The organism is Sphingomonas pollutisoli (assembly GCF_029167165.1).
GTDB lineage: Bacteria > Pseudomonadota > Alphaproteobacteria > Sphingomonadales > Sphingomonadaceae > Sphingomonas > Sphingomonas pollutisoli.
Genome location: NZ_JARFNJ010000010.1, coordinates 61,626 through 86,607, shown reverse-complemented (window position 1 = coordinate 86,607; position 24,982 = coordinate 61,626). Strand labels below are relative to the sequence as shown.

Annotated in this window: 25 protein-coding genes; 9 read left to right on the top strand and 16 right to left on the bottom strand. The window is 65.2% G+C overall.

Annotated elements, in window-relative coordinates; all coding sequences use genetic code 11:
* The first annotated feature begins 36 nt into the window (after window positions 1–36).
* From PX554_RS20200 to PX554_RS20190, 3 genes are all read left to right on the top strand, one after another.
* Complete coding sequence (locus tag PX554_RS20200) at window positions 37–798, top strand: conjugal transfer protein TraF (protein ID WP_275504325.1); 762 nt, start codon at window positions 37–39, stop codon at window positions 796–798.
* A 95-nt stretch (window positions 799–893) separates the two neighbouring features.
* Window positions 894–2,264 (top strand): conjugal transfer protein TraH, encoded by a 1,371-nt coding sequence (locus tag PX554_RS20195; RefSeq protein WP_275504324.1) that lies wholly within the window; start codon window positions 894–896, stop codon window positions 2,262–2,264.
* A gap of 16 nt (window positions 2,265–2,280) precedes the next feature.
* The gene (locus tag PX554_RS20190; RefSeq protein WP_275504278.1) at window positions 2,281–5,139 is read left to right on the top strand and encodes a conjugal transfer protein TraG N-terminal domain-containing protein; all 2,859 of its coding nucleotides are present in this window, start codon (window positions 2,281–2,283) and stop codon (window positions 5,137–5,139) included.
* Between the two features lie 5 nt (window positions 5,140–5,144).
* On the opposite strand, the gene PX554_RS20185 is transcribed toward PX554_RS20190, so the two are convergent.
* A complete protein-coding gene (locus PX554_RS20185) occupies window positions 5,145–5,351 on the bottom strand; it encodes a hypothetical protein (RefSeq protein ID WP_275504277.1) in 207 nt (68 codons plus the stop codon).
* A gap of 204 nt (window positions 5,352–5,555) precedes the next feature.
* Here PX554_RS20185 and PX554_RS20180 point away from each other — a divergent pair, with 204 nt between their 5' ends.
* From PX554_RS20180 to PX554_RS20165, 4 genes are all read left to right on the top strand, one after another.
* Window positions 5,556–6,440, top strand: coding sequence for a hypothetical protein (locus PX554_RS20180; RefSeq protein ID WP_275504276.1), 885 nt, complete (start codon window positions 5,556–5,558; stop codon window positions 6,438–6,440).
* Window positions 6,441–6,563: 123 nt separating this feature from the next.
* Window positions 6,564–6,830 carry a hypothetical protein gene (locus PX554_RS20175; RefSeq protein ID WP_275504275.1) on the top strand — a complete coding sequence of 89 codons (267 nt, stop codon included), beginning with the start codon at window positions 6,564–6,566 and terminating at the stop codon, window positions 6,828–6,830.
* A gap of 346 nt (window positions 6,831–7,176) precedes the next feature.
* Window positions 7,177–7,617 (top strand): hypothetical protein, encoded by a 441-nt coding sequence (locus PX554_RS20170; protein WP_275504274.1) that lies wholly within the window; start codon window positions 7,177–7,179, stop codon window positions 7,615–7,617.
* A 22-nt stretch (window positions 7,618–7,639) separates the two neighbouring features.
* On the top strand, window positions 7,640–8,110 hold the full coding sequence (locus PX554_RS20165; protein WP_275504273.1) for a hypothetical protein: 471 nt from the start codon (window positions 7,640–7,642) through the stop codon (window positions 8,108–8,110).
* 50 nt (window positions 8,111–8,160) lie between these two features.
* Here PX554_RS20165 and PX554_RS20160 read toward each other — a convergent pair whose 3' ends face one another.
* The 5 genes from PX554_RS20160 to PX554_RS20140 form a co-directional block, all read right to left on the bottom strand.
* Entirely contained in the window at window positions 8,161–8,691 is a 531-nt protein-coding gene (locus PX554_RS20160; RefSeq protein WP_275504323.1) for a hypothetical protein, read from the bottom strand.
* Between the two features lie 277 nt (window positions 8,692–8,968).
* Window positions 8,969–9,517, bottom strand: coding sequence for a DUF2726 domain-containing protein (locus PX554_RS20155; RefSeq protein ID WP_275504272.1), 549 nt, complete (start codon window positions 9,515–9,517; stop codon window positions 8,969–8,971).
* A gap of 1 nt (window position 9,518) precedes the next feature.
* Entirely contained in the window at window positions 9,519–9,719 is a 201-nt protein-coding gene (locus PX554_RS20150) for a hypothetical protein (protein WP_275504271.1), read from the bottom strand.
* 43 nt (window positions 9,720–9,762) lie between these two features.
* Window positions 9,763–12,825 carry a MobF family relaxase gene (gene mobF / locus PX554_RS20145; protein WP_275504270.1) on the bottom strand — a complete coding sequence of 1,021 codons (3,063 nt, stop codon included), beginning with the start codon at window positions 12,823–12,825 and terminating at the stop codon, window positions 9,763–9,765.
* 3 nt (window positions 12,826–12,828) lie between these two features.
* Window positions 12,829–14,616 (bottom strand): type IV secretion system DNA-binding domain-containing protein, encoded by a 1,788-nt coding sequence (locus PX554_RS20140; RefSeq protein ID WP_275504269.1) that lies wholly within the window; start codon window positions 14,614–14,616, stop codon window positions 12,829–12,831.
* Here PX554_RS20140 and PX554_RS20135 point away from each other — a divergent pair.
* Window positions 14,572–15,051 carry a hypothetical protein gene (locus tag PX554_RS20135; protein ID WP_275504268.1) on the top strand — a complete coding sequence of 160 codons (480 nt, stop codon included), beginning with the start codon at window positions 14,572–14,574 and terminating at the stop codon, window positions 15,049–15,051. The two genes, PX554_RS20140 and PX554_RS20135, sit on opposite strands and share 45 nt — an antisense overlap.
* Window positions 15,052–15,133: 82 nt before the next feature.
* Here PX554_RS20135 and PX554_RS20130 read toward each other — a convergent pair whose 3' ends face one another.
* Entirely contained in the window at window positions 15,134–15,424 is a 291-nt protein-coding gene (locus PX554_RS20130; RefSeq protein ID WP_275504267.1) for a ribbon-helix-helix protein, CopG family, read from the bottom strand.
* 439 nt (window positions 15,425–15,863) lie between these two features.
* Here PX554_RS20130 and PX554_RS20125 point away from each other — a divergent pair, with 439 nt between their 5' ends.
* Window positions 15,864–16,088 (top strand): DUF6437 family protein, encoded by a 225-nt coding sequence (locus PX554_RS20125; RefSeq protein ID WP_275504266.1) that lies wholly within the window; start codon window positions 15,864–15,866, stop codon window positions 16,086–16,088.
* 177 nt (window positions 16,089–16,265) lie between these two features.
* Here the strand turns inward: PX554_RS20125 and PX554_RS20120 are convergent, their stop codons facing one another.
* From PX554_RS20120 to PX554_RS20080, 9 genes are all read right to left on the bottom strand, one after another.
* Window positions 16,266–17,396 carry a DUF2493 domain-containing protein gene (locus tag PX554_RS20120; protein WP_275504265.1) on the bottom strand — a complete coding sequence of 377 codons (1,131 nt, stop codon included), beginning with the start codon at window positions 17,394–17,396 and terminating at the stop codon, window positions 16,266–16,268.
* 71 nt (window positions 17,397–17,467) lie between these two features.
* Window positions 17,468–18,001: a DUF736 family protein gene (locus tag PX554_RS20115; protein WP_275504264.1), complete on the bottom strand. Its 534-nt coding sequence runs from the start codon at window positions 17,999–18,001 to the stop codon at window positions 17,468–17,470.
* Between the two features lie 706 nt (window positions 18,002–18,707).
* Window positions 18,708–19,970, bottom strand: coding sequence for a hypothetical protein (locus tag PX554_RS20110; RefSeq protein WP_275504263.1), 1,263 nt, complete (start codon window positions 19,968–19,970; stop codon window positions 18,708–18,710).
* A 236-nt stretch (window positions 19,971–20,206) separates the two neighbouring features.
* Entirely contained in the window at window positions 20,207–20,497 is a 291-nt protein-coding gene (locus PX554_RS20105) for a DUF7673 family protein (protein ID WP_275504262.1), read from the bottom strand.
* Between the two features lie 15 nt (window positions 20,498–20,512).
* Window positions 20,513–20,947, bottom strand: coding sequence for a DUF4262 domain-containing protein (locus PX554_RS20100; protein WP_275504261.1), 435 nt, complete (start codon window positions 20,945–20,947; stop codon window positions 20,513–20,515).
* Between the two features lie 96 nt (window positions 20,948–21,043).
* Window positions 21,044–21,733, bottom strand: a complete 690-nt coding sequence (locus PX554_RS20095) for a DUF5983 family protein (RefSeq protein ID WP_275504260.1) — start codon at window positions 21,731–21,733, stop codon at window positions 21,044–21,046.
* Window positions 21,734–21,934: 201 nt separating this feature from the next.
* Entirely contained in the window at window positions 21,935–22,594 is a 660-nt protein-coding gene (locus PX554_RS20090; RefSeq protein WP_275504259.1) for a DUF6915 family protein, read from the bottom strand.
* Window positions 22,591–24,402: a PcfJ domain-containing protein gene (locus PX554_RS20085; RefSeq protein WP_275504258.1), complete on the bottom strand. Its 1,812-nt coding sequence runs from the start codon at window positions 24,400–24,402 to the stop codon at window positions 22,591–22,593. Before PX554_RS20085 ends, PX554_RS20090 begins: the two co-directional genes overlap by 4 nt.
* A complete protein-coding gene (locus PX554_RS20080) occupies window positions 24,399–24,923 on the bottom strand; it encodes a hypothetical protein (RefSeq protein WP_275504257.1) in 525 nt (174 codons plus the stop codon). The genes PX554_RS20085 and PX554_RS20080 overlap by 4 nt, the downstream gene beginning before the upstream one ends.
* Between the last annotated feature and the right edge of the window lie 59 nt (window positions 24,924–24,982).

The following is a 24,982-nucleotide window of genomic DNA, read 5'->3' as shown; positions in this document are numbered from 1 at the left end:
GCCACCTGCCTCGCCGCAGCCGGCCTGACGCCGGCGATGGGACAATCCGCGGGCGGCGCGGCCGACGGCGTGGAAACCGCCCGGCCGCAGGACGATTTCTATTGCGGCGAGCGCCGGCTCGGCACCTGGTTCTATTGCGACCGGCCGAAGCCCGCCCCGGAGGCGCAGGCGCAAGCCCCTGCGCCCGAACCGCCCGCCGCCGAGCGGCTCGCGGCGATCACCCATCGGCTCGACGAATTGAAGGCGCGGGCGATCCTCGAGCCTTCCGAGGAGAATGTGATCGCCTATGTGCGCTTCCAGCGCGAGCAGCTCGACCGCGCCTCGACTTTCTCCGACGTCTGGCAGCGGGCGCTGTGGCAAAACCCGGATCTCGACTATACACTGCAGCGGCCGGTTTCGACGCTCGGCAAGCGCGCCTGGCTCGACAATCGCCGGGCCGATCGCGACGCGGTCCTGACCAGGCTCGGCGAGCGCTACGGCATCTTCTATTTCTTCGCGCAGTCCTGCGCGGCCTGCGACATCTTCGGGCCGGTGCTGCGGTCGGTCACGGACAGCCACCGCCTCGCGGTCATGGCGGTGTCGATGGACGGCGGGCCTTCGCGCGACTTCCCCAACTATGTCGTCGACAGCGGCCAGCGGGCCCGCATGGGCGTTCCGGGCAATGAGACGCCGGCGCTGGTCCTGTTCGACACCGCGACGAAGCGCACCGTTCCGATCGGCTTCGGCATCATGAGCGCCGACGAGCTGATGGACCGGATCTTCGTGCTCACCAACACCAGCGTCGGGAGCGATTACTGATGGACCGACCCGCTTTCACCGCACGCCGCACGCGCTGGCGCAGGTCCGCCGGCCTCGCCGCCATTGCCGCAGCGCTCCATCTCGCCGCCGTGCCGATGACGGCGCACGCCGATGTCGCTGGGCAGATGAACAGCTTCTTCAACGACGCTTCCGGCGCCGCCAATGTGACCGGCCCCACCGCCTTCCAGGGGCAGTCGGCCGGCTATTATTCGCTCGGCAATCTCTGGACGCGCTTCCCGCAGCGCAGCGTCTCGCCCTTCAACCTCCAGCTCCCCTCGGCGCGCGCTGGCTGCGGCGGCATCGACCTATTCTCGGGCAGCTTCTCCTTCATCAACGCGTCCGAGATCATCGCGATGCTGAAGGCGACCGCCAACAATGCGCTCGGCTTCGCCTTCAAGCTGGCGATCGATTCCGTCAGCCCCGAGATCGGCAAGGTGATGGACGAGTTCAGCCAGAAGGCGCAACTCCTCAACCAGATGAACATCAACTCCTGCGAGACGGCGCAGGCGCTGGTCGGCGGCATCTGGCCGCAGATGGACACGACCCGGGCAACGATCTGCGAGGCGGTAGGCAACAGCCAGGGCGTGTTCAGCGATTGGGCGGCGGCGCGGCAGGGATGCAACAACGGCAACCAGCGCGACAGCACGATCGCCGGCAACAGCGATGCGGCCATGGCCGGCCAGCTCGTCGGCGAGCCGCACAACTACAGCTGGGAGGCCTTGAAGAAGTCCGCGAAGTTCGGTGCCTTCGACCAAGAGTTCTCCGAATATATCATGACGCTGGTCGGCACCATCGTAACGCGCCCCTCCGACGATCCGGCGGTCGGCGGGACCGTCGTCATCCACGGTCCTGCCGAAGACGCGGTGGTGACGGCGCTGCTCGACGGCACGGCCGACGCACCGCCGGTCAGGATCCTGCGCTGCAACGATGACCCTTGCCTCGACATCGGCGAACAGACGCTGAGCGTCCCGGCATCTTCGGCCTTGCGGCCGCGGATCGCTGCGATGATCCGCGACATCAGCCTCAAGATCCGCTCGGATACCGCAATCGATGCCGCGGAGAAGCAGCTCCTGAACCTCGCCACCGTTCCGCTGTTCAAGATTCTCGCAGTGCAGGCCGCCGCCAAATATGCCCTGACCGACGGCGAGATCGAGACGCTGGCCGAGATCGTCTCGGTCGATATCCTGAACGCCATGCTCGACAATGTCCTCGATCGCGTCGAGCAGGCCAAGATCCATTACCAGACCGCCGACCAGGCGACCGCCGGACAGTGGCAGCAGCAGATCGCCGCGACCCGCCAGAAATTCGCGCAGCGCGGCGTCAAGCTCGATCAGAAGCTCGCCGTCACCATGCAGATCATCGATCGGTCGATCATGCTCGAATCGACCCTCCAGAATAGCATGACGCCGGGGATGGCGGCGGCGCTCAACTTCTCGCGGGGACTGAGCGCCCAGGGTCTCAACTGAACGGCGGGGCGGGGCGATGCTCGAGGTCTTCACGATCGGCGGCGGCGAATATCTCGTCAATGTCTTCAATGCCGTGGCGGCCTGGTCGGGGGGAGGAGGCTATCGCGCGCTGATTCGCGTCGCGATGGTGATGGGGCTGATCTACGCGCTGCTGGTGGTCGCCTTCACCCTCAATTACAGAGCATGGTTCACCTGGTTCCTGCAAGCCACCGCCATCTATTTGTGCCTGATGGTGCCCACGGTCGATATCAAGGTGACCGATCGGCTCAACCCGGACCTGGCGCCGGCGACGGTCGACAATGTCCCGCTCGGCCTCGGCGTGCTGGCAAGCTTCACCAGCCAGGTGGGCGACTATCTGACGCGCACCGCAGAAACCGTGTTCGCCATGCCGAGCGAGCTCAATTTCAGCGGCAACGGCATGATCTACGGATCGCGCCTGCTCGATGCGACCCGCAATTTCGAGATCCGCGACGCCGAGTTCGCGACCAACCTCGAGGAGCATTTCAAGTCCTGCACCTTCTATGACGTGATGCTCGGCTTCAAGTCGATGACCGACCTCGCCAAGGCCGCGGACCTCTGGGCCGCGATCGGGCCGGGCTCGGAAGCGCGCTCCCAGAAATGGGTCGAGCGCCAGACGGACGGTTCGGTGGCGACCTCGATCCTGACCTGCCGGACGGCCTGGCAGACGCTCGACGCGCAATGGACCCCGATGATCGAGGCCAGCCTGCCGGTTTGGGGCAAGTCCGCCTATCCGAGGCTCAGCAATACCCTTGCCGCCGAGAAGCTGCGCCACGACGTCCCCATCGCCGCGCAGGCCTTCACCGGCGGCTCGCCGACCTACGGAACCGTCCTGCGGCAGAACAGCGCGATCAATGCCTTCGCCCAGGCGCGCAACAGCATGGCGGGCGGGGCAGGGGCCGCGGCGATCGACACCTACGCGACGACGCGCGCCGATATCCAGGCGCGCAACACCTATACTTCGATCGCGCAGCAGGCGATGGCCTGGGTGCCGGTACTCCATATTGTACTCACCGTGGTCTTCTTCGCCATGTTCCCGGTGATCTTCCCGCTCTTCCTGATGCCGCAGACCGGCGTCACCGCGCTCAAGGGCTATGCGACGGGCTTCTTCTATCTGGCCGCATGGGGACCGCTCTACGTCATCCTCCACATGATCTGCATGACGCGGGCGGAATCGGCGTCGAACGGGATCGCCGGCGGCGGCGTGACCCTCGGCACCTACGCCGGCATCGGCGCGGTCAATGCCGAAGCCGCCACCATTGCGGGCTTCATGCTGATGTCAGTCCCGTTTCTGGCGGCGGGCCTCGCCCGCGGCGCCATGGGCATCGCCAGCCATAGCATGTCGATGCTGGCGCCCGCGCAGAACGCGGCCGAGCAGGCGGCGGCCGAGCAGACCACCGGCAACTACAGCTATGGCAATGTGAGCGAGGGCAACTGGACCACGAACATGCGCCAGAGCAACCAGTGGCTGTCCGCCGCCAGCTATATGTCGGGCGCGCCTGGCGTCACCGTCCGGCAGGACAATGGCGCGACCGTCGGCGGCTTCGGCAACGGCATGGACGTGATCGACACCAGCGGCGCCATTTCGCGGCTGCCGTTCACGCCGACGATGACGACGGGTACGATCGCTGAATGGCGCCAGATGGCGAGCGAGGCCGAGCGCCAGGCCCAGAGTTTCCGCAATGCCGCGGCTTCCGTGCTGACCGCGCAGCATCGCGACGCGGTATCGACCACGCTGTCGCACGAGCGAACCGCTGGCGCCGAGGCGAGCAGCGGCGTCCAGTCGGGCACGTCGGTCGAGCAGTTCGACCGACGCACGGGCACCAGCGGCGAGAGCATCGAGCAGCGGTCGAGCGAGAGCGAGCGGTCGGCGGTCACGGATAATCGCGACCGGCGGGTGATCTATTCGGAATCGGTCGGCGGCTCGATCAACGCCGGCTCTCGAGTCGGCGCCGGCGGAGGGGGGCAGGGCCGGCCTGCCAGAACGGGCGGAGGGAACGCCGGCACGCAGGGCGGTAACAGGCAGGGCGGGGTTGGTGGACCAATTGGCGGAATTTCGGGCTCGGTTGGCATCAACGCCAACCAGCAATCCTCTCTCGATCATCAAACCCAGCGGTCCAGAAACGCGGAAAGCCAGAGCAGTTCCTCCAGCTCGATGCGCGACGATCACGCGAGCGGGGATTCCGCCTCGTCCTCTGAGGGCACCTATGAGCGCGCGGGATCGTTCAACCGCTCGTCGACGACGAGCTCGGATGCCTCCGTGCGCGAGGATTCGCTGGCGCTGGCGCATTCCTACACGCGCTCGGCCGAGCGGCTCGAGGAGATCGCGCGGTCGCTCAACCGCGACGCGAGCTATGCCGAGAACCACGGCATGCAGCTATCGGAGAATCTGAGTCAGGATCTCACGCAATGGTATCGCCGCGAGCAAGCCCGCAATCCAAGCATGGACGTTCCCGATCTATGGGCGACGGATCTTTCTCATCATCGCCAGGCCGTCCGCGCGGAGCTGATCGCCCGCTGGATGGACGAGCGCAGCGACGTCATCCGCTCGGAGATCGACGGCGATCTACGGCGCCCGGATCTTGTCCACGTCGAGCGGCCGGATGTGGGATCGGCGGCTGATGTCCGCGGACGCTATGCGCCCAGCCGCGTCGGCGGCCGTGGCGGGCCGCCGCAAGCGCCGGGCGCGCCCGACGCGCAGGCGATCATCGATGCCGGAAGGGCGGAACTCGACGAGCAGCGCGCGGCGGCACGCGCGGGCCGCAATCTGAACGTCGAGGCGGGATCGCAGGTCCGTCAGGAGGTCGACGGCAGCCACAATATCGGGTTCTTCAACGACCCCGATCTGCGCAAATAGGCTTGCTACGAAACCGCGAGCTTCATCGCGACCAGCCCCAGGCAGAGAAGCACCGCGCAGAACATGTTCGCAGCGATCTTGGCGTTCGAGGAACGGCCCACATCTTCGGGAGGCGAGGAGAGCAGCCCTTCGTCATCATGGGCGTACAAGACCACCGGACCATCGGAGCGATCCTGAGTGGCGTCGAACGTATTCCAATCGAACTTTTGCATGATGAACCTTTACGGTCATGTTACAATGTTCGATACTTGTTCACAACCAGAATTGGCGTGAGGCGACTGCGCGCGTTTGAATGTTGCGAGCACGGCAGCCAAAGCTCTTGGAGGCTTCCCCATTCCTGATATCGTCGAGCGCGCGGCTTCGACCGGATGCAGGACGGTGACGATGTGTTCTCGCGGCATTGACAGGATCTCCAGGTGAACCGCAGCGGCGATGGCCGGATCGCCGCGCCCGATTTTCGCGTATCGCTCGATCCCGACCTGCCGCCGATACCCGGCATGTCATCGGCGGTCCCGTCATTGCCCCCGCTCGCATCGAGGCTATGGTCCCTGCTCGCGGCCTCGGGCGCGCACATCGTCCTTCCGCCGGCGGAGACGCCCGATCCCTCGCTCGTCGACGAATTCCACGCGATCATGACGGCGGCCCGGTCCTTTCGCCTCGGGCCGGACATGGATCTGGCCGAAGCGCTCTGGACGCGGGCAGGGGCCTTTTGGGCCGGAGAGGTGGCAACGAAGCTTCGGGAGATTACGCGGATTCATGGTCGAGCCGCCGCGCAGGGTTTTCTGCTGCTCTATGCCGGGGATGTGGACGATCGAATCGTCTTTTCGGGCCATGCCAGCCCGTTCGCGGTGACGGACAGGATCGACCGATCCGATTTCGCGATCGGCCCCTGGCTGGTTCTGATCGCCTGCCGCCTCGACCCGATTGGACAAGCCGAGCCGGTGCGCGGCTATGCCCAGCCGATCCTGAGCGGCCGCCGTTTCGTGCCGGTAGGCTCGACCCTTGAGCGCGATGCCTTGACCGCGCTGATCGAGCTTCAGGCGAAGCTCGATGCCTATGGACTCGACGCGACCATCGAACGATCCTTTCCGGCTGAGAGCGCGGCCTGCGACGTGCTGCTCTCCATCCGCAACCGCGATGGCCATACACAGGAATTGCGGATCGCCATCGCTGCGGCCGAAAGGGCGATCGGGAAAACAGCGCCGGAGGATAGCGACGGCTTCGTTCTCACGCCGCGGAATTGGCAGGATGGTTCGTTCGTCGCCTGGCTTGCGCAGACGATTCTCGAACGTCCGGCATAGCCGAAGTCTTTCGGCCCGCCGTGTTGGCCGTCCCGGCGCTCGGACCTGCCGTCAGGAATGACTCGACGCATGTTCTCTATTCGTTCTAAATCGCGGCGACTGAACGTCTGATGGAGATTCGCCATGCCTGTGACGACCAGAACGATCGACTATACGGTGCCGTCCCATGCGGACGATCCCGATGCGATGATCAAGGCCCATATCCGCGGCTTGTTCGAAGCACTGGGCGGTGCTTGCGAGGGCGCGGCCGGTGAGTTGGGATCGGCTTTCGCATTGGGCGGCGAAGGATTGCGCGGCCTCAGTCCCGACATTCATGAATGGTTCGCCAATCTCGTTCGCTCGAGTCGCCAGCAAGCGGATGATCGCCAAGGCGAACTGCCTTTGTCATGATTAATTGCATCAACCAATCGATACTAACCTAATATAGGATAAATGCCCACGATTTAACATAAGATATCTTATCGCTCTTATAGTATGTAAGCGCAATTTTGAAAAGAGACATCTTCGTAATCTTCAAAATCGTCGGAATTTAGCAACCCTTGAAAGCACAGATCACTTCCAGAGTCACGCGCGGAGGCGTTTTTTCGCGTTTAATCAGCGCAGCAGGCAGACTTGCTACCGCAACATCGCGAATCTAGTTTGACCCCTGTTCACAGATATCAGGGGGAGAGTGTGAAAGGAGAGCCCTGTGCCCATCCCCCCTGCGCTTGCGGCTCCATCGGCGCCCGAAGCCCTCATGATCGATGCAGTGCGTTGCTGGCGTGAGGCGGTTGACGGGCGCCAACCAGTCGTCCCCATCCTGTTCGCCAGGCTGGAGTCGTGTCGCGCCGGTTTTCTCGCGCCGGCCGTCGATGCGCTGCTCTCCCTCCACGAAGCATGGTCTGGGCGCCGCTTCCACGCCGGCACGGCGTCGGCTTCCGATCTGACCGGGGACGAACGGCAACTGCTCCTGCTGCTCGAAGCCGGCGCGCCATCCGCAGCGACAAGCGCGCTAAGGCCTATGCTCACCGGCCCGATGCGGATTGCGCTACATTCGACAGCAATCATCCTGCACCAGGTATTCGGATGGCAGACAAGCCGATCGAATTCATCAGCCCCGGATCGCGCGATCTTCTTTTCCTCGGAGACTCCAGCGCCTGCCTACAGGACCGCCGACCCTGAAAGGGAAACCTGCTAACCTTTGACCCCGATGGAGAGGCATGGGTGCGATGGACATACCGGCAATGCTAGCAAAGTGGAAAGAAAGCGCCCTTGCCAAGGTCCAGGCGGCCGAACTCGCCACTGCAACCGACCTTCCCGGCCATGCTCTGACGGTCTTGAACGGTTTCTGGTTCACCGCCGAACAGATGAATGACGCGTCGCTGATCCTCAGCGCCGTCCGCGAGGAATTCGAGAAGAGCCCAATGACCGAAGTGGCTTTCCTCAGTGAATATGCAGCGTCCGAGCGACTGGAACCGGAAGATCATGCCGCCGCGGCCTTATATGCGCGAGCGAGGGCGCTGGAGAACTGGGTCGAAGACTGCGATCGTCCGCAACGGTTCGACGCGCGGGAAGTGTTCGATGCGGCCACCCGCTGCGAGCTGATCGAGATCGATGGCCTTCCGTCCTTCGATCACGATCGCCTCCGATTGATGCTCGTGATCCGCAACGACGATATCGACTGGGAATAGGCATCCCTGCCCCTCCGCATCGAACGCCGTCACCAGTCTCGCGCAAGCGATCAGCCGAACAATTCGCCCTGGCGGCTGAAACGGGCATGGGCGGCGGCCCTGGGCACAGGCTGCATGAGGAGACGCCGCACCGGTGGCGCCAGGGTATAGACGGCCTGGCGCCCTGCCCCGCGATTTTGATGGTCGACACGATAGCCCTGATAGTGCCGCCGCAGCAGACCGGCGTCGACCAGCTCGGAAACCGCACGGCTGAGATTGGTTTTGCCCGCACGGCGAACGCGCGCGCGAACCTCCTCCTCGATCACTCGCTCTCCAAGGCCGGGCTGGTCGGGCAACTGGCCGCTACGCTCCAGCTCGTCCCGGACCTTCGCGGCAAGCGCGAGCCGGCGAGGATCACGATCGCCCATCGGCGAGAGGGCATCGCACAGCCAATCGCGCAGCGAGACGAGCGCCCTGCCCTGCACCACGAGCGGACCTGCGCTCCCGTCAGGACGGGCCGCCTCGGCGATCAGATTGAGCAGCATGAACGCGTAGCGCGGCCGTTTCGACGCCTTTGCGACCACGGCCACCAGCGTCGGCATGTCGAGCTGGTGGGCGGTTATTCCAGGGAGCGGCGCAACATTCGTCATGGCGGAACGAATCAAGCACATAACGGCGCCGATGTGAATCCCCGATCGCCAGATTTCACCGGGATTCCTGCGCTTTGTCACCTGCGACACTTTACCTGCGGCGACGCGCAAAAGTGTCACGTCTCGCCTTCGCGTCCTTGCCCCTCCCCTCTTCCATCCGGCAACCATGAGGGATCGTCAGCCTATATCGATGCTTCCGAAGCTCACCCTCGCCCCCGAGGGTAAAGTGTCACGACTGATTATTTCCTGGTCGATCCCCCTGCTCTCCCGGCAAGAGCCCGGCGATCGCTGGCCTCACATGGGATAGCGTCGGCCGCGCCGCCGCCGGGATGCGAATGGTGCGATACCCGGCCCGGGCGGTCATTTCGTCCCGATATCGGTCCCGTTCAGCATCGTGGCTTCGATCGTCCACCTCGACCAGGGCGATCACCGCGCCCGTCGCCCGATCCTGAACGACAAAGTCCACGATCTTGCGCGCATAGGCATTGCGCTCCCAATATTCTGTCCGCCTCTGTCGATAGCCCGGCGGGGCCAGAAGCGCTCCCATCGCCACCTGCGCATGGATCCGGCAGGCCGGAAGCAACTGCTCGAGGACAAGGAGCATGGCCTGCTCCCGCCTGGTCAGCAGCGGTTTTGCCACGACCTGAGGAACATGCCGCCCTCCTGCACGCCAGCCGCCGAGGGCGGCGATCAGCAGCATGCCGCTCAGGATCAGCACGGCGAGACCGAGATAGCGCCCGAAATTCTCGGTGAGCGCATGGGCGAGCACGTCGGCCACCTCAGTTCCAGCCATTGCGACGCCCCTCGCCACAATCCTGGAGGTGACGGCCGTCCAGGGCGGATTGGCGAATTTCAAGCTCGATCCGCCCGCCGACATTGCGTGTGCGGACATCGCCGGATTCGAGATAGTTTCGCTCCGCAAAATCCCGCGCAGCGCGTTCATCGGCAAAACTGCCGGCGCTTTTGAACTGCCAACCCATATCGCTACCTCCCTCGCAAGGCGGGTTTCCCGCCGGATAATGGCTAGAGATCGAGCCCGATGCTGCGTTCGGGCAATGGCAATACCGGCGCCGGCGCCTCTTTCCCCGCAGGGGGAGAAGGCGCCTTCAGACTTTCAGCGTCGGAAACCGCGGGCTTGGCGACGATGGGCGGCGGCGGCTCGGCGGCGGGCCACTCGCCGCCATCGGGGGGCTTGTCGAGTTCGGGCGGGAGGGCCGGCGCGGTCGGTGCCGGACTCATCGGCCCTCCCGTCCCCCCTCCGGTCAGCCCGCTAATTCTGAAATTCACCCGACCCGTGGTTTCGAGCGAGGAGGTCTTATCGCCGGTATTGCGCTCAAGGGCCCGCGCCAGCTTCTCGACATCATCGACCACGAGATGAAGCTCGTAGCGCACCCGCGTCACTATGACGTTGAACAGCCGCTGGTTAGACAGATTGCGCTCGTAGGACGACATCACGGCGATCGCGTTGTCGACCGAGATGCCCTGCGCCATGTGCATGTTGAGGCTGTAGGCGAGATCGATACGGCCGAGCATGGGATCGCCAGCCGGAAGCGTCACCTGCTGCTTGCCGGCCGTCTCGACGACGACGTCATTGCCATTGACGGCAAGCACGCGCGCGAGCGCGCTGTTGTCCATGCCGCGCTTCTTGTCGGTGGCCGTCCAGCGAATCCGGTCCCCTGCCTGAATCTGGATCTCCTTCCTGATCGCCAGCCCGAGCCGATCCTCCTTGAGATCAGGCGGTATCTGCTTCGGGTCGAAACGATGGCGGTGCTTCCCATCCGTCACCTCGACCTTGCCGCTCGCAAGCACCCTGGTCACAGTGTAGAGGCCGCGGTCGAGGCCGATCGCGCGAACGGACAACATCGCCTCGAGCGTCTGGCCCGGTCGATAATTATGGGTATATCGCAATTCCTCGCGCGTCAGATTCACCCGGTCGAACACGGTCAGCTTGAGACTGGGTCCACCGATCGAGCCTTCTGCGGCCAGACCGTCCTGGATCAGCCGGTTGAGTTCGGCGCGTGTGTCACGGCCCGACGCGAACACGGCCGTCCGCTCGCGTTCCTCGGGGCTCAGGGCGAGCCACATATCGGCCGCACGGGCGACGTGCTCCTTGTCCTCGATGACCTTCCCGCCAAGGACTTCCATCGCCTTGCGGGGCCGACCCATATTGGCGAGCGCCGCGACCGCGCGCAGTTCAGGCGTGCGCTGCCGCAGATTCTGGACCATGCGTGCCATGGTCGCGCCGGCAGCCTGAATCAGGGCGAACGCCTTTCCCGCGTCGATCGACAGGAGCTGCTTGCGGTCGCCGACCACGACGAGCTTCTCGACCTCGAGCAGATTGGCGATCTGGTGCAATCGCAGCATCTGATCGTTCGAGACCATCGACCCTTCGTCGACGACCAGCACCTTGCCGCGCATCGCATCGCGCGCTTCCTCGAAATACGTCCCCGACGGCTGCCGGAGATGGCGGCCATGCTCGATCAGGAATGAAGCGATCGTCCGGGCCTCGATCCCGGCATCGTTTGCCAGATCCCTCACCATCTTGTTCTGGAACGCGAGGCCGATCACCGTGCGTCCTTCCGCCTCGGCGACGCGCGCCACGGCGTGCAGCATCGTGGACTTGCCGGCGCCGGCCAGGCCCTGGATCGTGACCATGCGGTCCTCGCTCGACAAAGCGAGCACTCCGGCGGCGATCTGTCCGGCATTGAGCGGCTCTTTTGCGACCGCCCGCAGGCGGTCCGGCGCCTCGGCCGCGGACAGGATTGCTATTCCTTTTCCCTTGCCTTGCTCCATTTCGGTCAGGATCTTGGTTTCGGTCGCAAGCGCCTCGGCGGTTGTAAGTTCCTTGATCGTCCCGTCATGACGCGGGACGCCCTGAACCAGCGCGCCCCGCTCGACGAGCTGGTCGATGCGATGCTCGACGGAATCGACCACGACGCCCCGCAGCCCCAGATCGAGCGCGGTCTTGGAGAGCTGGTGCCGGTCGAAAGCGGCCTCGCGCTGCGAGAGGATCCGGATTGCCGACGCGACGGCGAACTGCGCGCGCGCCGTGCCGGGGGACTGGACAAGACGCGCGAGCCCGCGGTCGACCAGAGGATCGGCGGGCCGGAGAAATTCTCCGACCTTGGCCCAGGCGCCCGAGATCGCCGACGACACCGCCTCATAGCCGCGGCCGAGAATGCCGGTGGCGGATCGGTCGGTGCTTCGTGCCTTCGCTTCCGCGAGGAGCTCCGATCCCGTGAAGCCCAGCTCGCTCGCTTTCTCTTTCCATTCCGCGCGCAGGCTCTCGCGGTCCACGACATTGAGCTTGGGATCACGCGTGTTGATGGTCACGGCGTTGCGGCCCTCGGGTGTGCGGATGCCAAGCTCGGCCGCTTTCTCGAGAATGGTCGTGCGTCTCTGGCTGAACGCATCGATCACCGCTCGGGAGATGCCGGCGATCTCGAACATGCCGTGCTTGCCGGCGCTTTCGATCCGGTAGCCCAGCTGTTCCAGCCGCTCGCGCAGATGCGCGTGATAGATGGCGCCGATCACCGTATTGTGGCGCCAGATCGCGCCATTGTGGAGCGCCTGCCACTCGCCGTCCGGCATCCTGGTCAGGTTTTTGACGACGGCGTGAATATGGCCCTGAGGATCGAGCGCCCGGCTCGTATCATGGGCGAACAATGAATAGACGAGATTGCCGCTTCGGATTGGAACCTTCCGGTTGTCGATGTCCTTGCGGCCTTCGGCGAGGTTCTTCTCCACCCATCGCATCGTCTCGCGCACGGCCGCCATGTTGGCCGCGAGTATCCTGCGATCGCCGCCGATATAGGCCATGATCGACGCCGATTTCGGCATGGAGAAGGTCAAATCCATGCCGGGCTGACGGTTCTCGACCTGGCCGACCATCTCCCCGTTGGGCAGCTCGCCGTTCAACAGCTTCTCGAACGTCTCCTTGTCCACCTCGCCGGCAAGGCCGAGTATCTCGGCCCCCTCCCCGCCCCATGCGCTGGTCTCGGCGGACTCTTCGGACGTATAATAATCGTCCTTGGTGAAATATTCCGCACTGCCGGCGGCCGAACGGATGGGGCTCATCGACAGCATGGGTCAAAGCCCGAGATCGAGGTCGTCGCGATCCGCCAAGCGGCCGGAATAGTCTTCGCGCAGTTCCCTCAGCGTCTGGTCCTCGACATCCGGCGCGCGTGCAGGCGTATCCCGTCCTGTCCGCTGCTCGGCATCGCGCTGAGCGCTATTGTCGATCGCGGCACGCGCCTCGGAACCACTGACTGTTGCCGGTGTCTCCGCTTGCGAGGATGGACTTTCCTCAGCATCACGCGACACTGGCCGCCCCGCCTCCGTGTCATGGGTATCGTCCGATTCTGCGGACAGGATTTTGGCCGCCAGTTCCTTTGCGACATTGATCGGTTCGGCGGTGGCTTCGGTGATCTGCACCGAACCGTCGCGGCCTCCTGCCTCCCCTTCTTCGGTATCGTCGAAAACCGCCTCGGCGCGTCGCGAGCGAACCGGCATGAGGTTCGGACGGGCAATGAACCCCTCGGCGACGCTGGGGTAGTTATGCCATTGCAGCTCGATGCGCGCGGCCGGAAAACCGTCGGGAAATTTCACATATCCGCACATCGAGGGGAGGTTCGTGATGTCGTCGGGCAGCACCAGCGGCTCGACCTGCTTGCGCGGGGTCAGCGTCGAGGCGTCGCGGGTGTTGTTGTAGCCATAGCTATAGGCCTCATCCATTTGCCGGACTTCGCGGCTGCCGATATATTGCGAGCATTCCTCGGCGGTCTTGATGTCGCCGGTGGCAAGGATCAGCTTGGTGCGCGCCAGCGACGAGAGATTGCGCGCGCCTTCCTCGCCATAGACCTCGACCAGTCGCTGGAAACTGTGGAGGCCAAGGATCATCGCGCCACCGAAGTTACGCGCCGTCTGAAGCCCCTTGGTGATGGCCGGCAGACGGTGAAGCGCGCCAACCTCATCGAACATAAACCACGTCCGCAATTGGCGGGTTCGGGGCATTCGCATCAGGCTGTTGATGGCGAGATCCATCCACAGCGTCAGCAGCGCCTTGTTCATCTCGAGATCGTCATAGTCGGAGGTGACGAAGAGGATCGATCCCGGGGCCTTGTCGGTCGTCATCCAGCGGCGGATCGAGAACGGCTCGCCCTCGTCGGGAAGGAAGCGAAGAATCTGCGCGTTGGTATTGAAGACGGCCCGTACGGATTCGGCCATGCGGGCCGCTTCCGGGGCCGTCAAGGGATCCGCGATTGTGTTTACGAGGTAGCGGTGAACCCGCTTCAGGTCGGCCGTCATCAGGTTCTCAGCCAGGGCCAGATTCGTCGTCTGGCCCCGCTCCTGAAGCCGGACACACATCTCCACGAAAAGCGTGCGCGCGGCCAGTGCCCAGAAGGGTTCTGCGGACCCGCCATCGGACGGAATCAGCGCGGCCGCGGCAGTGGTGAAGTTGCTGTAGCTCGAGCAGTCGTTGAAGATCGACCAAGCTGGACAACGCGTGTCCATCGGATTGAGGATCGTATCGCGATCAGGATCGTAGAAGGCTTCGACATAGGCGCCGGTCAGATCGAAAACGACCGCCGTATCCTGTCGCCGGCGCATCTGTTCGATGAGGTTGCGCAGTGCGGTCGTCTTGCCCGCTCCGGTCGTCCCCATCAGCATCGTATGGGATTGCTCCAGCCGGTACGGCCAGGGAATTCCCGCAAGCGTATAGGGATGATGGACACCCCCGGCCTTGCGCGTCTCGAAGGGGAGTTTGAGCACCTGGCGAGGGGTCAGGTCGGGGAATAGTTCGCGGGCTTCGGCTTCGAACCGGCTGCGGTTATGTTCAATCACCTCGGCCTGCAGCAGATCGCGGTCGACGAGCATGGCGCCGCGTTCATGGCGCTCCTGAAGGATCGACTTTCCGCGCCTACGCGACAGATCGACGAACCAGATGCTCAAGGGAATCGCGGCGAAGCCGGCGACCAGAAACGCGCCGAGCAAACCTCGCAATCCTTTCGCCCAGGCCGCCTCGACCTGCGGGACCGACTGGACGATCGCCATGACCGTGCGGCGCACGCTGCCATCGGGCAACGTCAGGTTCACGCGCTTCATCGGATCGAAATCGACCCAGTCCCAGGCGAGGGCATAGAGCTTCATCAGGATGAGCTGGATCTCGTGCTCGTCGAGGGTGAAGGCGAGGATCAGCGAATAGGCGACAAGAAAGACGATCGCCCAGACGATGAACGGGAGCTTGGCTCCCGCGAGGAACATCAGCACCTCATGGGTGAGGAGCTGCGAGCCGCGGGTGAAATTCCCTGAATTACGCTGCACCTCTCCGCGAGCGGAATGGTGCGTGAGAGGGATGGGACGTCCGTCGCTGCGGATGTCGGTGCGGGTGCGGTTACGCGCCATGATAGCGTTCCACCCTGCGCGGCGTTTCTTCCACCAAGCGGTCGCGATACTCGGGAAACTGTTCCCGGATGATCACGTCGATCGCCATCTGCATATATTCAGCGATGTGCGCCAGCCGGCGCTGGCTCGACCCGATCTGCTCGGCGGCATCGGCATAGGTTCGAAGAGCTATGCGCATCGCAGCTGCCCGGGAAATGCCTTCCTGGGCGGCGATTCGATCGAACCGGCTGAACAGCTCGGCCTCGAGGCGAAGCGAAGTCTGAACGCTGGATGGTCGCATACAGCCCCCTTGCGGATGGGGCTGATGGAGCCTCAAGATTGGGCGCATTCTAGCGGACGGCGCGAGCTGCGGCAACGAAAACGCACCCTGCCGTGCGCATCCCGTTGCATCCCGCATAAATGGCCGAAATCCGCCCTTTCGCTTGCCTCCTCGCCGTGCATCCCAACGGGATGCACGGAATGTGATTCACTAAGTGCTTGCAAAGCAAGCATAACCCCATGCACCTTGGTGCATAAGGTGTGCTGAGAGCTGCCAAGTCGGTGGGGTGGTGCCGTGTGGGCGCCCGTTCCGGGCTGATGAGGGATTGGTCCCGCCTCCGGCGGGGTATTGGCGTGGCCGCAAGGTCGGGCAGGACGCTGGGGCCGCTATCCGCCGGTGCGGCGGGCGGCTATGATACCGGTCGGCAAACGGGAATGGTCGATGTGCGAAGGAGTCGAACATGCCCAAAAAGGGACCGAGCAATGCCGCCGCGCTGGCGCGGCTGGCAAATGAGCGTGCGAAGCTGGACGCGCGGGAGCGGGAGATTGTCGCGCGTGTGGGCGAGGAGCTGGGCGCGGTGATGGTGGCCGCCGGACTGGCGGACATGACGCGCGCGCAGTTCGCGCCGATCGCGGAGCGGATCGCGGCGCTTGGGGTGGCGGAAGCGGCGCGGCGGCTCGCCTGATCGCTGCGGTTATCCGCATGAAAAAAGGGCCGAGCGGCGTAGCCGCTCGGCCCCTTCATTTCGACACGCTCGATCCTGGGCGGGACGGCGCGGGCTAGCGCGATGCGAGCGCCGCCGTCAGGCGGCGCTCGGACCGATCGGGGGTGCCATGCGCCACCCAAGGGCGGCGCATGGTGGTCAGTAGCGCGAACCCATGTTGCCGAAGGGCGCGTCCTCTCCCTGCTCGAAAGGCGTCGCCGTCCCGCGCCATTCGCGCGGCTGGTCGGGGACGATAAGCGGTTCGCGGTCGCGGTCGGTGAAGTGCCTGCCTTCGGCGCGCGTTTCGGACACGGTAAGGGGGCCGCGCCCGCCGTTCTGTTCGCGCTTGCGAAGGATATGCAGGGGAATGTTATTGGCCCGCAGTTTTCGGGCAAGGTCAACCTGCACATAGGAGTTTTCGCCAATGACGGCTTCGGCAAATTCGGTGCGTTCCCAACGGTCGTTGCGATAGAAACCGGCGCGCTTGCCGAGGGATTTCTTCAAGCGCCAAAGCACCGTGTCAACGCCCCTTTTGGCGGCCCATTCGGTGCCGATTTGCTCGATGCCGGTCCATTGCGCGCCGGTGTGAAGCACCATGTTCGGATAGCGCGCCTTGATGCCGTCGAGTAGCTGGAAAACCATGTCCACATCTTCCCACGCCCCGCCGGATACGAGGACGTTAACGCCCTTGGGATTATGCTCGAAATGCTTCGCCGCTTCGCGGGCTTTCAACCAGTCGATGGCTTCGATTTGCGAGGCGGACAGGGCGCCGCCGGTCTTGCTGCCGCGTGTGGTGTTGAATGGGCGGCCGGCTTCGGCCGCGTAGATCGCTTCGGCATGCCTGCGCATGGTTTCGATGGAGGCGCGGGCTTCCGCGAGCGACTGGCAAATCTGCTGCTTTTCCTCGACCTGTGTTTGATAGACTTCGCTCGGATCGAACCTGCGGGCAAGGTCGCCAAGCTCCTGCGCGGCGCGATCCTCGGTGCGGTTGATGCGATCCGCGACGACATGGAAGCTATTGACGAAACCCCAAGCGAGGCTCTGGGCGTATTCCTCAAGTCGCGTGTCGTTGGTGAGGCGGAAAATCGCGGAAATGATCTCCTCCACGCAAAGCCGCGCGGTGTGCGCATCGGGCATTTCCGCTTCGGTCGGTTCCGACATGATGGAAAGGCGGGACTCGATCACGGTTTCGGTGAAGCTGGACGCGAAGTTCTCGGCGCTGGTCAAGCTGGCATAGACTTCCGCGAGGTCGGTGAAACTGCTAAAGGATTTCGGTTTCGTTCGTGCCATGTGATTTCACTCCGAAAGCGAATGGCGGGGACGAAAGGCCCGGAGTGCTTCCATCACTCCGGGCCAATCGCTTAGACGGCGGGGGTGGGTTCCTCGGCGGGCTTGTTCGCCTTGCCGCGGCGATTGCCGCTATCGACGGGATCGCCCATCGGCGCGGGATCGCCAGCGGGGATGGGCGGCAAGCCGGTATTCGGCGCGGTGCTTTCGCCGAGGCCGTCATCGGCGGGGACACCCGGTTCGCCACTGCCAGCCATTTCGGGGCTGCTCATCGGCGCGCGGCGGTTGTTGCTCGGCTCGTTCAGCACGACGTTGAAGCTGCCGTCGTTCTGGCGGAACAGGGTGATGTAATAACGCTTGTCGGTCTTGGGCGGGGTGATGGAACCCTGATAGAAGATCACGCCCGTTTCGCGCGCGGTCTGCTCGAACAGCGCGCCGAGCCGCGCCCAATCGCGCGACGGATTGAGGCCCATCACCTCGCAGACGGGGGAGCGTTCCTTCGTGCGCTCCACGGTCGCGAGATAGACCGTCACCGAGAAGTCGGGCGCGACCAGACGGCCGATGAAAACACCCTGCTCGTTGCGCTTCAAGTTACCGATGTTAGCCATGTTCAATACTCCGAAAGCTCCGGCGCTTCCATCGCCGGGGTTGATGCCGTCCAGGGCGCGTCCCCTTCCGACATCCTCTTTATACAAGAGGCTCGAAAAACGGTCTATCTCATTGTTTTCTTGACACATTTCATCGTGCCTGGTGAACCTGAGCCTGAACCGGGAGCGAAGCGACCCACAAAGAAACATATTGCGGAGCAATTCATAATTGATCAGCCGAGGAGAGCGGCGTCGCCGTCGATCATCGCACCCGGAGCCACCTTCGCCTGTGTCCCAAGGCGCAGGCCCGCCCGCCGGGGGCAACAGAAATCACGGAGGGTCCGCCGCGCAGCGGTGGAAACCGTTATTTCTGTTGAGGCGGCTTCCAAACAAACAAAAATATCGGCCGCTTGCGGCCGATTCCATCTTGCCGCCGACCCCGGCGGGCGGGTCTGCAACGCCGGGACACTGGCGAGGGTGGCGCAGGGTGCGATGATCGACCTGCTCCGAGGCTGATGCGGGGCGCGGCGTCCCCGACGCGCCCCGCCAAACAAGTGACGCGCGGTCCGTCAGGACCGCCTGCCGCTGACATCCCGCCGGCGATCGGATGCTCAGTCCTGATCGATCCCGGCAGCGTTGCCTTTGAGCGCGGAGTTGGCGGAGCCGGCCGCATCCGGCCGGCGACACAGGATGGCTCCGGGGTGACGGGTCTGATGTCGTAGCCGATCTATGTGAGGTGATTATATTGGTCGGCGACGTCGCGCGCGCCGCGCGCGGGGCCGGCAAGATCGGCGACCCGCGGCTCGAGATGGCTGCGGACGATGGCGCGTGTCAGGCCGGCCTTCCCGGCGGCGACCCGGGCGAGCTGTTCCTCGAAGCTGAGCGGGCGCTGTGCCTGCGCATGCCGTTCGGCGATGCGGGCGGCCTGTCGTGTAGCCAGCCAATGCGCCTTGGCGTCCGCGAAGCTCATGGATGCAAGGAGCTGGCGGAAGGCGAAGATATCCCGCGCGCCGGCCGGAGGCCAGAACGGATCGGGCGAAACCTTCCGGCGCGCGCTGCCGGGCAGCGTTGGCGGCGGCAGGGATCGCCCCTCGCGTGCCAGTTCGGCGGCGAGCGCATCGCGGAGGCGATAGGCCGAGGACGTTCCGATCACCAGTTCGAGGGCGGCGCGGCGGACGGGGACGCGGTCGAGCAGCATGGCGCGCAGCGCCTGCTTTTGTGCGTCGGTGACGAACCGGCTGCTTTCGGCGTGGACATGCCGGATGCCGGCGGCATCGCATCCCGGCAGGCTCTCGCCCTTGCGGCGCAGGCGGCGCACGAGGCGGTCCCGAATCCGGGTGCAGCTCGTCTTCGAGACGCCGGTGCGCTGGGAGACTTTGGCGGTCCCGAGCCCTTGCATGAACAGCGCCTCGACCTGCTTGCGTTGTGCCGGGTCCAGTTTGGCGCCGCTATAGGCCATGCCGCCGCCGGGCGGTGGCAGCGGCGCCTTGCCGCGCGACAGCAGTTCGCGATTATAGCGGCGGCGCTGTTCGGATACGCAGGTGGCCGAGATGCCGAGGCGAAGCTGGATCTCGGCGCCCTTCAAGCCCTTCTTCAGGGCATAGCGCAGCCGCTCGATGCCAGCATCGGTGAGACGGCCGCGTGCATCGCGTTCGGCGGGTCGGTAGCCGTGTCGGATGCAGAGCGCGATCGTCACCGCGTTGGAGGCGCTCGCCTCGCAGACGCCGAGATGCTTCCCGATCGCGGCGAAGGACCAACCTTCAGCCTCGCGCAGCCGGATGGCTTCGTCCAGCGCCCCGCCCTGCAACCGGGTTTTCGGGGCGGGGCTGCCATGCTCTGTCTTGAGGCCGAGCTTGTGGGCCTTGGCCTGGATGGCGTGCGGGCTCCGGCCGGGAAGCCGGGCCGCGAGGCGGCATCCCTCGTCGGGGTAGCAGGCGCGCAGCGTGGCGAGTTCCGGCGCCGACCACCGCGCGGCTTTGCTTGTGTCCATGATGAAGGCTCCGGGTGAAGGGAGCTGCCGCAGGGGCGCCCGGCCGGTGACGGTCGTGGCCCATGCCCGGGCAGCTTCCCTGCCCCTTCACCTCCTTGCCTTCATCGCCGGTCCCTTCGGGACCGGCGGGTCCGTCGCTCGCCGGGGATGCCGGTGATCGTTCAGCCTTTGGTGGCCGGGCGCGTCCACTATGTCGCGATGCTCCGCGCGGCGGGCGGTGCGCCGCTGGCCGAGACTCAATCGTCTGCGAGGTCGCGCCAGTATCGGAGCAGGACGACGATATCGTCCTTATGACCGAACGCATCGGGATAGATGGCGCCGGGATGCTGGCCGAGAAAGGCGAACACTGTCGCCATGTCGGTGCTGACCTCGCGGTCGACCGCGAACAGGTCGGCGAGGTCGAAACCACCGCAGTCTGCGCCATTGTGCCAAGCGAGCAGGAAGTTCGCCACCCGGCGGGCTTGCCCGGTATCGCTGCGCGCAAGATCGAACAGACGGTCGACCGCGGCGCGGACGTCGGGAGGCATCCATGCTCGGCTCCGTCAGGCGAGGGGAATATCGTAGCGCGGATCGCATCCGGGTTCGCCGGGAAAGATGCCGAGCGGATCGCAGAACAGAACCTGTAGCACGCTATAGCGGTCATGGCCGAGATAGCGTGCCGCCATCAGCGTATAACGCCGTGCGGCGCCCGGCCCGGCCAGTTGAATGCGCACCGGGAAGCGGCCGCCGAGGCTGATCTCACCGTCGAGCGGCTGTCCGGCCGAGCGCATGCGCTGCCCGAGATCGTTGAGGATGTTGCCCATGGTGTCCGGCGCGAAATTGCCGAGGATCAGCAGTTCGGGCAGGCCGTAGCCGGCATTGCCGACCGTGTAGGCGAAGCCGGGTTCCTCGTCGTCGGGGAAGACCGCGACGAGATGCTGGCCGGCGCGATCGATGTTGGCCTGGATGAGGCCTCTATATTGTTCGAAGAAGGGCATGGCGCTCTCCTGAAGACAGGGTGCGTAGCGCGCTCCCGCTCCAAAGTTGGGCGGAAGCGCGCGAGGGTGGTGAGGCCGGCTTCGCCGGCCTGCCGATCAACCGAACAGGGGCAGCGGCTCGATCAGCTCGCCCTGCGGCCCGATCAGCGCATAGTCGGCACCATGAGTGCGAGCGAAGCGAAGGATTAGGGCAAGATCCTCAGGAAGCTCGGCGACGATGTGATGGCGAGCCGTCGGAACGAGCCATCCGAACAAGGTGCCGAGGGCTTCCAGCGGGTGGTCGGCCGCACGCGTTCCGGTCCATTCGGCAAGCTTGTCGCGCGTGCCGGCGGTGAGATGCTCGGTGCTGATCCGCAGCACACGTTCGTCGACATACATGGCGCCGCCGGTCAGCGGTTCGGGAGCGATCGAGCTGACCCCGATCCCGATACGGAACCCCGGACGATGCCCCGAACAGGCTTCGACCGTGGCTTCGTCATCGATTGTCGCGGGGTCGCGGTCGTCGCCGACTTCGGACCAATGTTCGCGACAGTAGCTGGCCATGTCGGCGACGAGGGCGCGCCTGGTGGGTGCGAGAAAATGGTGGATGTCCCACGGCAGGTAGATCACGCCGTGGTGAACGTCGACGGGCCAGGGAACCTGCCAGGACCGGAACTGGTGCTGCACGGCCTCGATCTGGGCGGCAAGCAAGGCGCCCTCGCCGCCGGCGAGATTGCCGGGCGTCACGAGAAAGGTTCGCATCCGGTCGAGCAGTTCGAGATGGTCGATGCGCGTCAACAGGGTCATATCGGTTCTCCAGTCGGTCAGGATGGTGAAGGAGGAGCGGCAAGCCGGCTCTCACCCCGGCTCACTCCCTGCCCTCCCCCTCCCCTTTCGCTGGCGAACCAGGGCGCGGATCCTTCCCGGCGCCGGAGGCGACGGGTGCGGCAGATGGCGAAGCTGGCAGCGATTGGGAGTTCGCGGAGCGGGACGCCGCCTGGCAAGGCATCAGGTAAGGCCGATGCGGTCGCGCGAGGTCGCCTGCAGCATCCAGCGCTGGCCTTTCATCCGCCGGAACAGGTCCGGCGCCGCCGGCAGGCGGCCGAGGATGGCGCGCACATGATGTTCAGCGACCACCCGGGTCGGCACGGCCCCGTCGCCATTGACGAGAGCGGGTCCGAAGCGATGCTCGGTTTCATGGATGCCGAAGGCCTGATGGCGGAAGAACAGATGGGCCGGGCCGCCGGTCCACGCGCTCGTGGCGAGGAACCAGCGGTGAAGCGGCAGATAGTGGCGGGCTTCGCCGCCGAAGCGCCGCGCGCTGATGGCGGCGAGGTCGCCCGCGTCGGGCAGGACGGCCGGGAACCAGGCGGGCATGTCGAAGTCCGCGAGCCAGTCCGCCGCCGAGGGCAGGTAGCGGCAGTCCTCCTGGATATGCTGTCGCGCCAGCGTATCGACCGCTACGGTAACGCCGTCGACATTGCGGACGGTCGTTCCGAAGACGGCGACGGCCTCGGCGATGCCTTCTTCATGATGGCGCAGCGCGCGATGGGTGAAGTGGCAGTGGGCGGCCTTCGAGGCGTCGAACCAGGCGTGGAGGGCATGATAGTCGGTCCAGCTTCCGCCGTGGATTCGCGCGGACGAGCGCGCATGATCGTAAGGGTTCATGGAAGTGCCTCCTGTTGGGAGCCTTTGGTCTGGACCTGCTGGTCCCGGCGGGTGACGGCGCCCAGGATCGTGCCGAACGCTTCGGTCAGCCCCGAGGTGACGCACCATTCGTCGAAGCTGTCAGGCACGCCCCTGGGAAGCAGGACGCGGTAGAGCGGCCATGCCATGCGCGCATGGTCGAGCGGTAGGGGCGCGTTGCGATAGGCATGGTCCCCCGACCCCTCCATGTCCTTGCGGTGGGCCGCGATCCTCGCATGGGCGATCGGATGACGGCCGGTTTGCAGGTCTGTCAGGAACTGCTGGAGGATCGCCTGGGGTCCGGCGCCGGGCGTTCGGTTCGAGTGGGTCCTGAACTGGCCGACCCTGATCGCGAGCCTGCCGCTCGGCGCTTGCGACAGCAGCAGTTCGAGCGTGGCGCGCTGACCATCGGCATGGCGAAGCGAGAAGATCTGCGTGTCGCCGCGCCGGCATTGCGGATAATAGCCGCCGACGCAGTGGTTGAGCGCATTGCCCTCGGCCACGAGATCGCCGGCGCCGGTGAGCGGCACGATTGCATGCTCTCCGTCGGCCGATCGCCAGGGTTCGCACAAGGCGGGCCAGCCGGGCCGGTCGACCTTGTTCTCATGACGGACCGCCGCGAGCGTCGCCGCCCGGCGGTGCCAGGCCTCGATCGCTTCTCCGAACGATTTGACGCCGCGCGGCCCGATGATGGCGTGACGCAGCGCGCGTAGCCAGAGCCGGTGCGCCTCGCCGCCCGAGACATGGGATGGCGGTGTAAGGGAGCTGATGAACCATTGCAGTTCATAGCCGTGCGTCCGGTCGACCGGTCCGGCGAGGCTGCCCGCGAGCGGACGCAGCAGATCCTCGCTGAGCGCGGCGATCGCATCCTCCCCGCCCGACGCGGCACTGATATAGTCTGGACGCAGCAGCGCGTGGATCGCTCTGGAATCGAATATGTCGGCTTCCCACTGGCGCCCTTCGGGCCATTCATGGAGCGGCACTTCGTGTAGCCGCAAGGCGTCGATCTTGGACTGATGGTCGGTTGCAGCCCCGAGCGCCTCGGCGAATGTCCGCACGCCGCGCAGCCGGGCCAGATGCGCCGTCTTTATGTCGAGATGGTCGGCCAGCACGCGCCGCAGCGGTCTGCCCTCGTCGATCGCGGCGCTGATCGGCGGTTCGAGCAAGGCTTTGGCGACGGCGGCGTAGATGTCGAGCGCCTGGCGCCGTCGTGTCATGACGAGCGCGCGTTCGGGCTGGCCGCACAGGTGGGTGGCAAGCGTCCATTGCGCGACCGGCAGGAGATAGACCTGGTTTCGCTGGACGAAGCCGATGTCACGCGAGCAGATGACCCGGAAATGCGACCGGCCCAGTGTCGTCGCCATGTCTCGGAGCGTCGTGAGCGCCCGGCCGGCGATATGGGTCGCCTGCATGATGGCAGAGGGCGTAGCGCCTGCCTCGACCAGCCGGATGACGAGCTGGGCGAAGCCGTGCGTGTCGAGCCATTTTGCCGGATCGAAATGGCCGTGAATCTGTGGCTGGAGGAGCGGTTCGCTGATCGCCTGTGCGAGCAGATCACCCAGTTCGGCCGCCAGCGGGTGAGTGGCGATGTCGGGCTGGCAGGCCGGATAGGCCATGACATCGTTCTCGCGCTGGGCGATGGTGATGCTGACGGTGGAGAACGCCATGACCGTCGTCAGCGCGTCGACCGGCTCGGTTTCGGCGAGAGCCTCGATCTCGGGCACCGCGGCGGCGAGTTCGCGCAGCGCGGACGCCTTGCGCGCGCCGAAGGCGTTGGAGGGGCGGGTCATGCGCCTGCCTCCTCAAAGGCCGTCTTCTCGAACGGGGCGATGTCGGGGAGGAGGTCCGGGCTGTCGTCAGCGGCCGTCCCGGCGATCTCGAACGCGTCGAGCATCGCGTCCGGTTCGTCCGGATCGTCCGGATCGTCCGGATCGTCATCCTCGTCATAGTCGTCGTCATCATAGTCGTCGTCCGCGCGGTAGGTCATGTCGCATTCGACGCGCTCATGAGGGTCGGTTTCGAGCGGGCGGATGGTGACCGTGCCGTAGCCGCCTTCATTGTTGACCCAGTCGCCGTCGGGGAGGTCGCTGGAATAGTCTTCGAGGAACCCGCCGAGGAGGATAGGACGGCCGTCGTTGTGGAGCGCGATCGGGAGTTCGGGCAGGCGGTAATCCTCGCGGCCGTCGGCATAGCGGACCGTTGCGAGGGTGCTTTCCCCGGAGTCGCCGCCGCCGTCGAGCGCGAAGGTCGCGGCGACGATGCCGAGTGCGCGGAGCAGGTCGCAGGCGCTGTCGATGAGAATGTCGGACATGGGAATCTCCAAAAAAAAACACGAAAGCCCGGCGCGCGGCCGGGCTTTGGGGGGGAGGG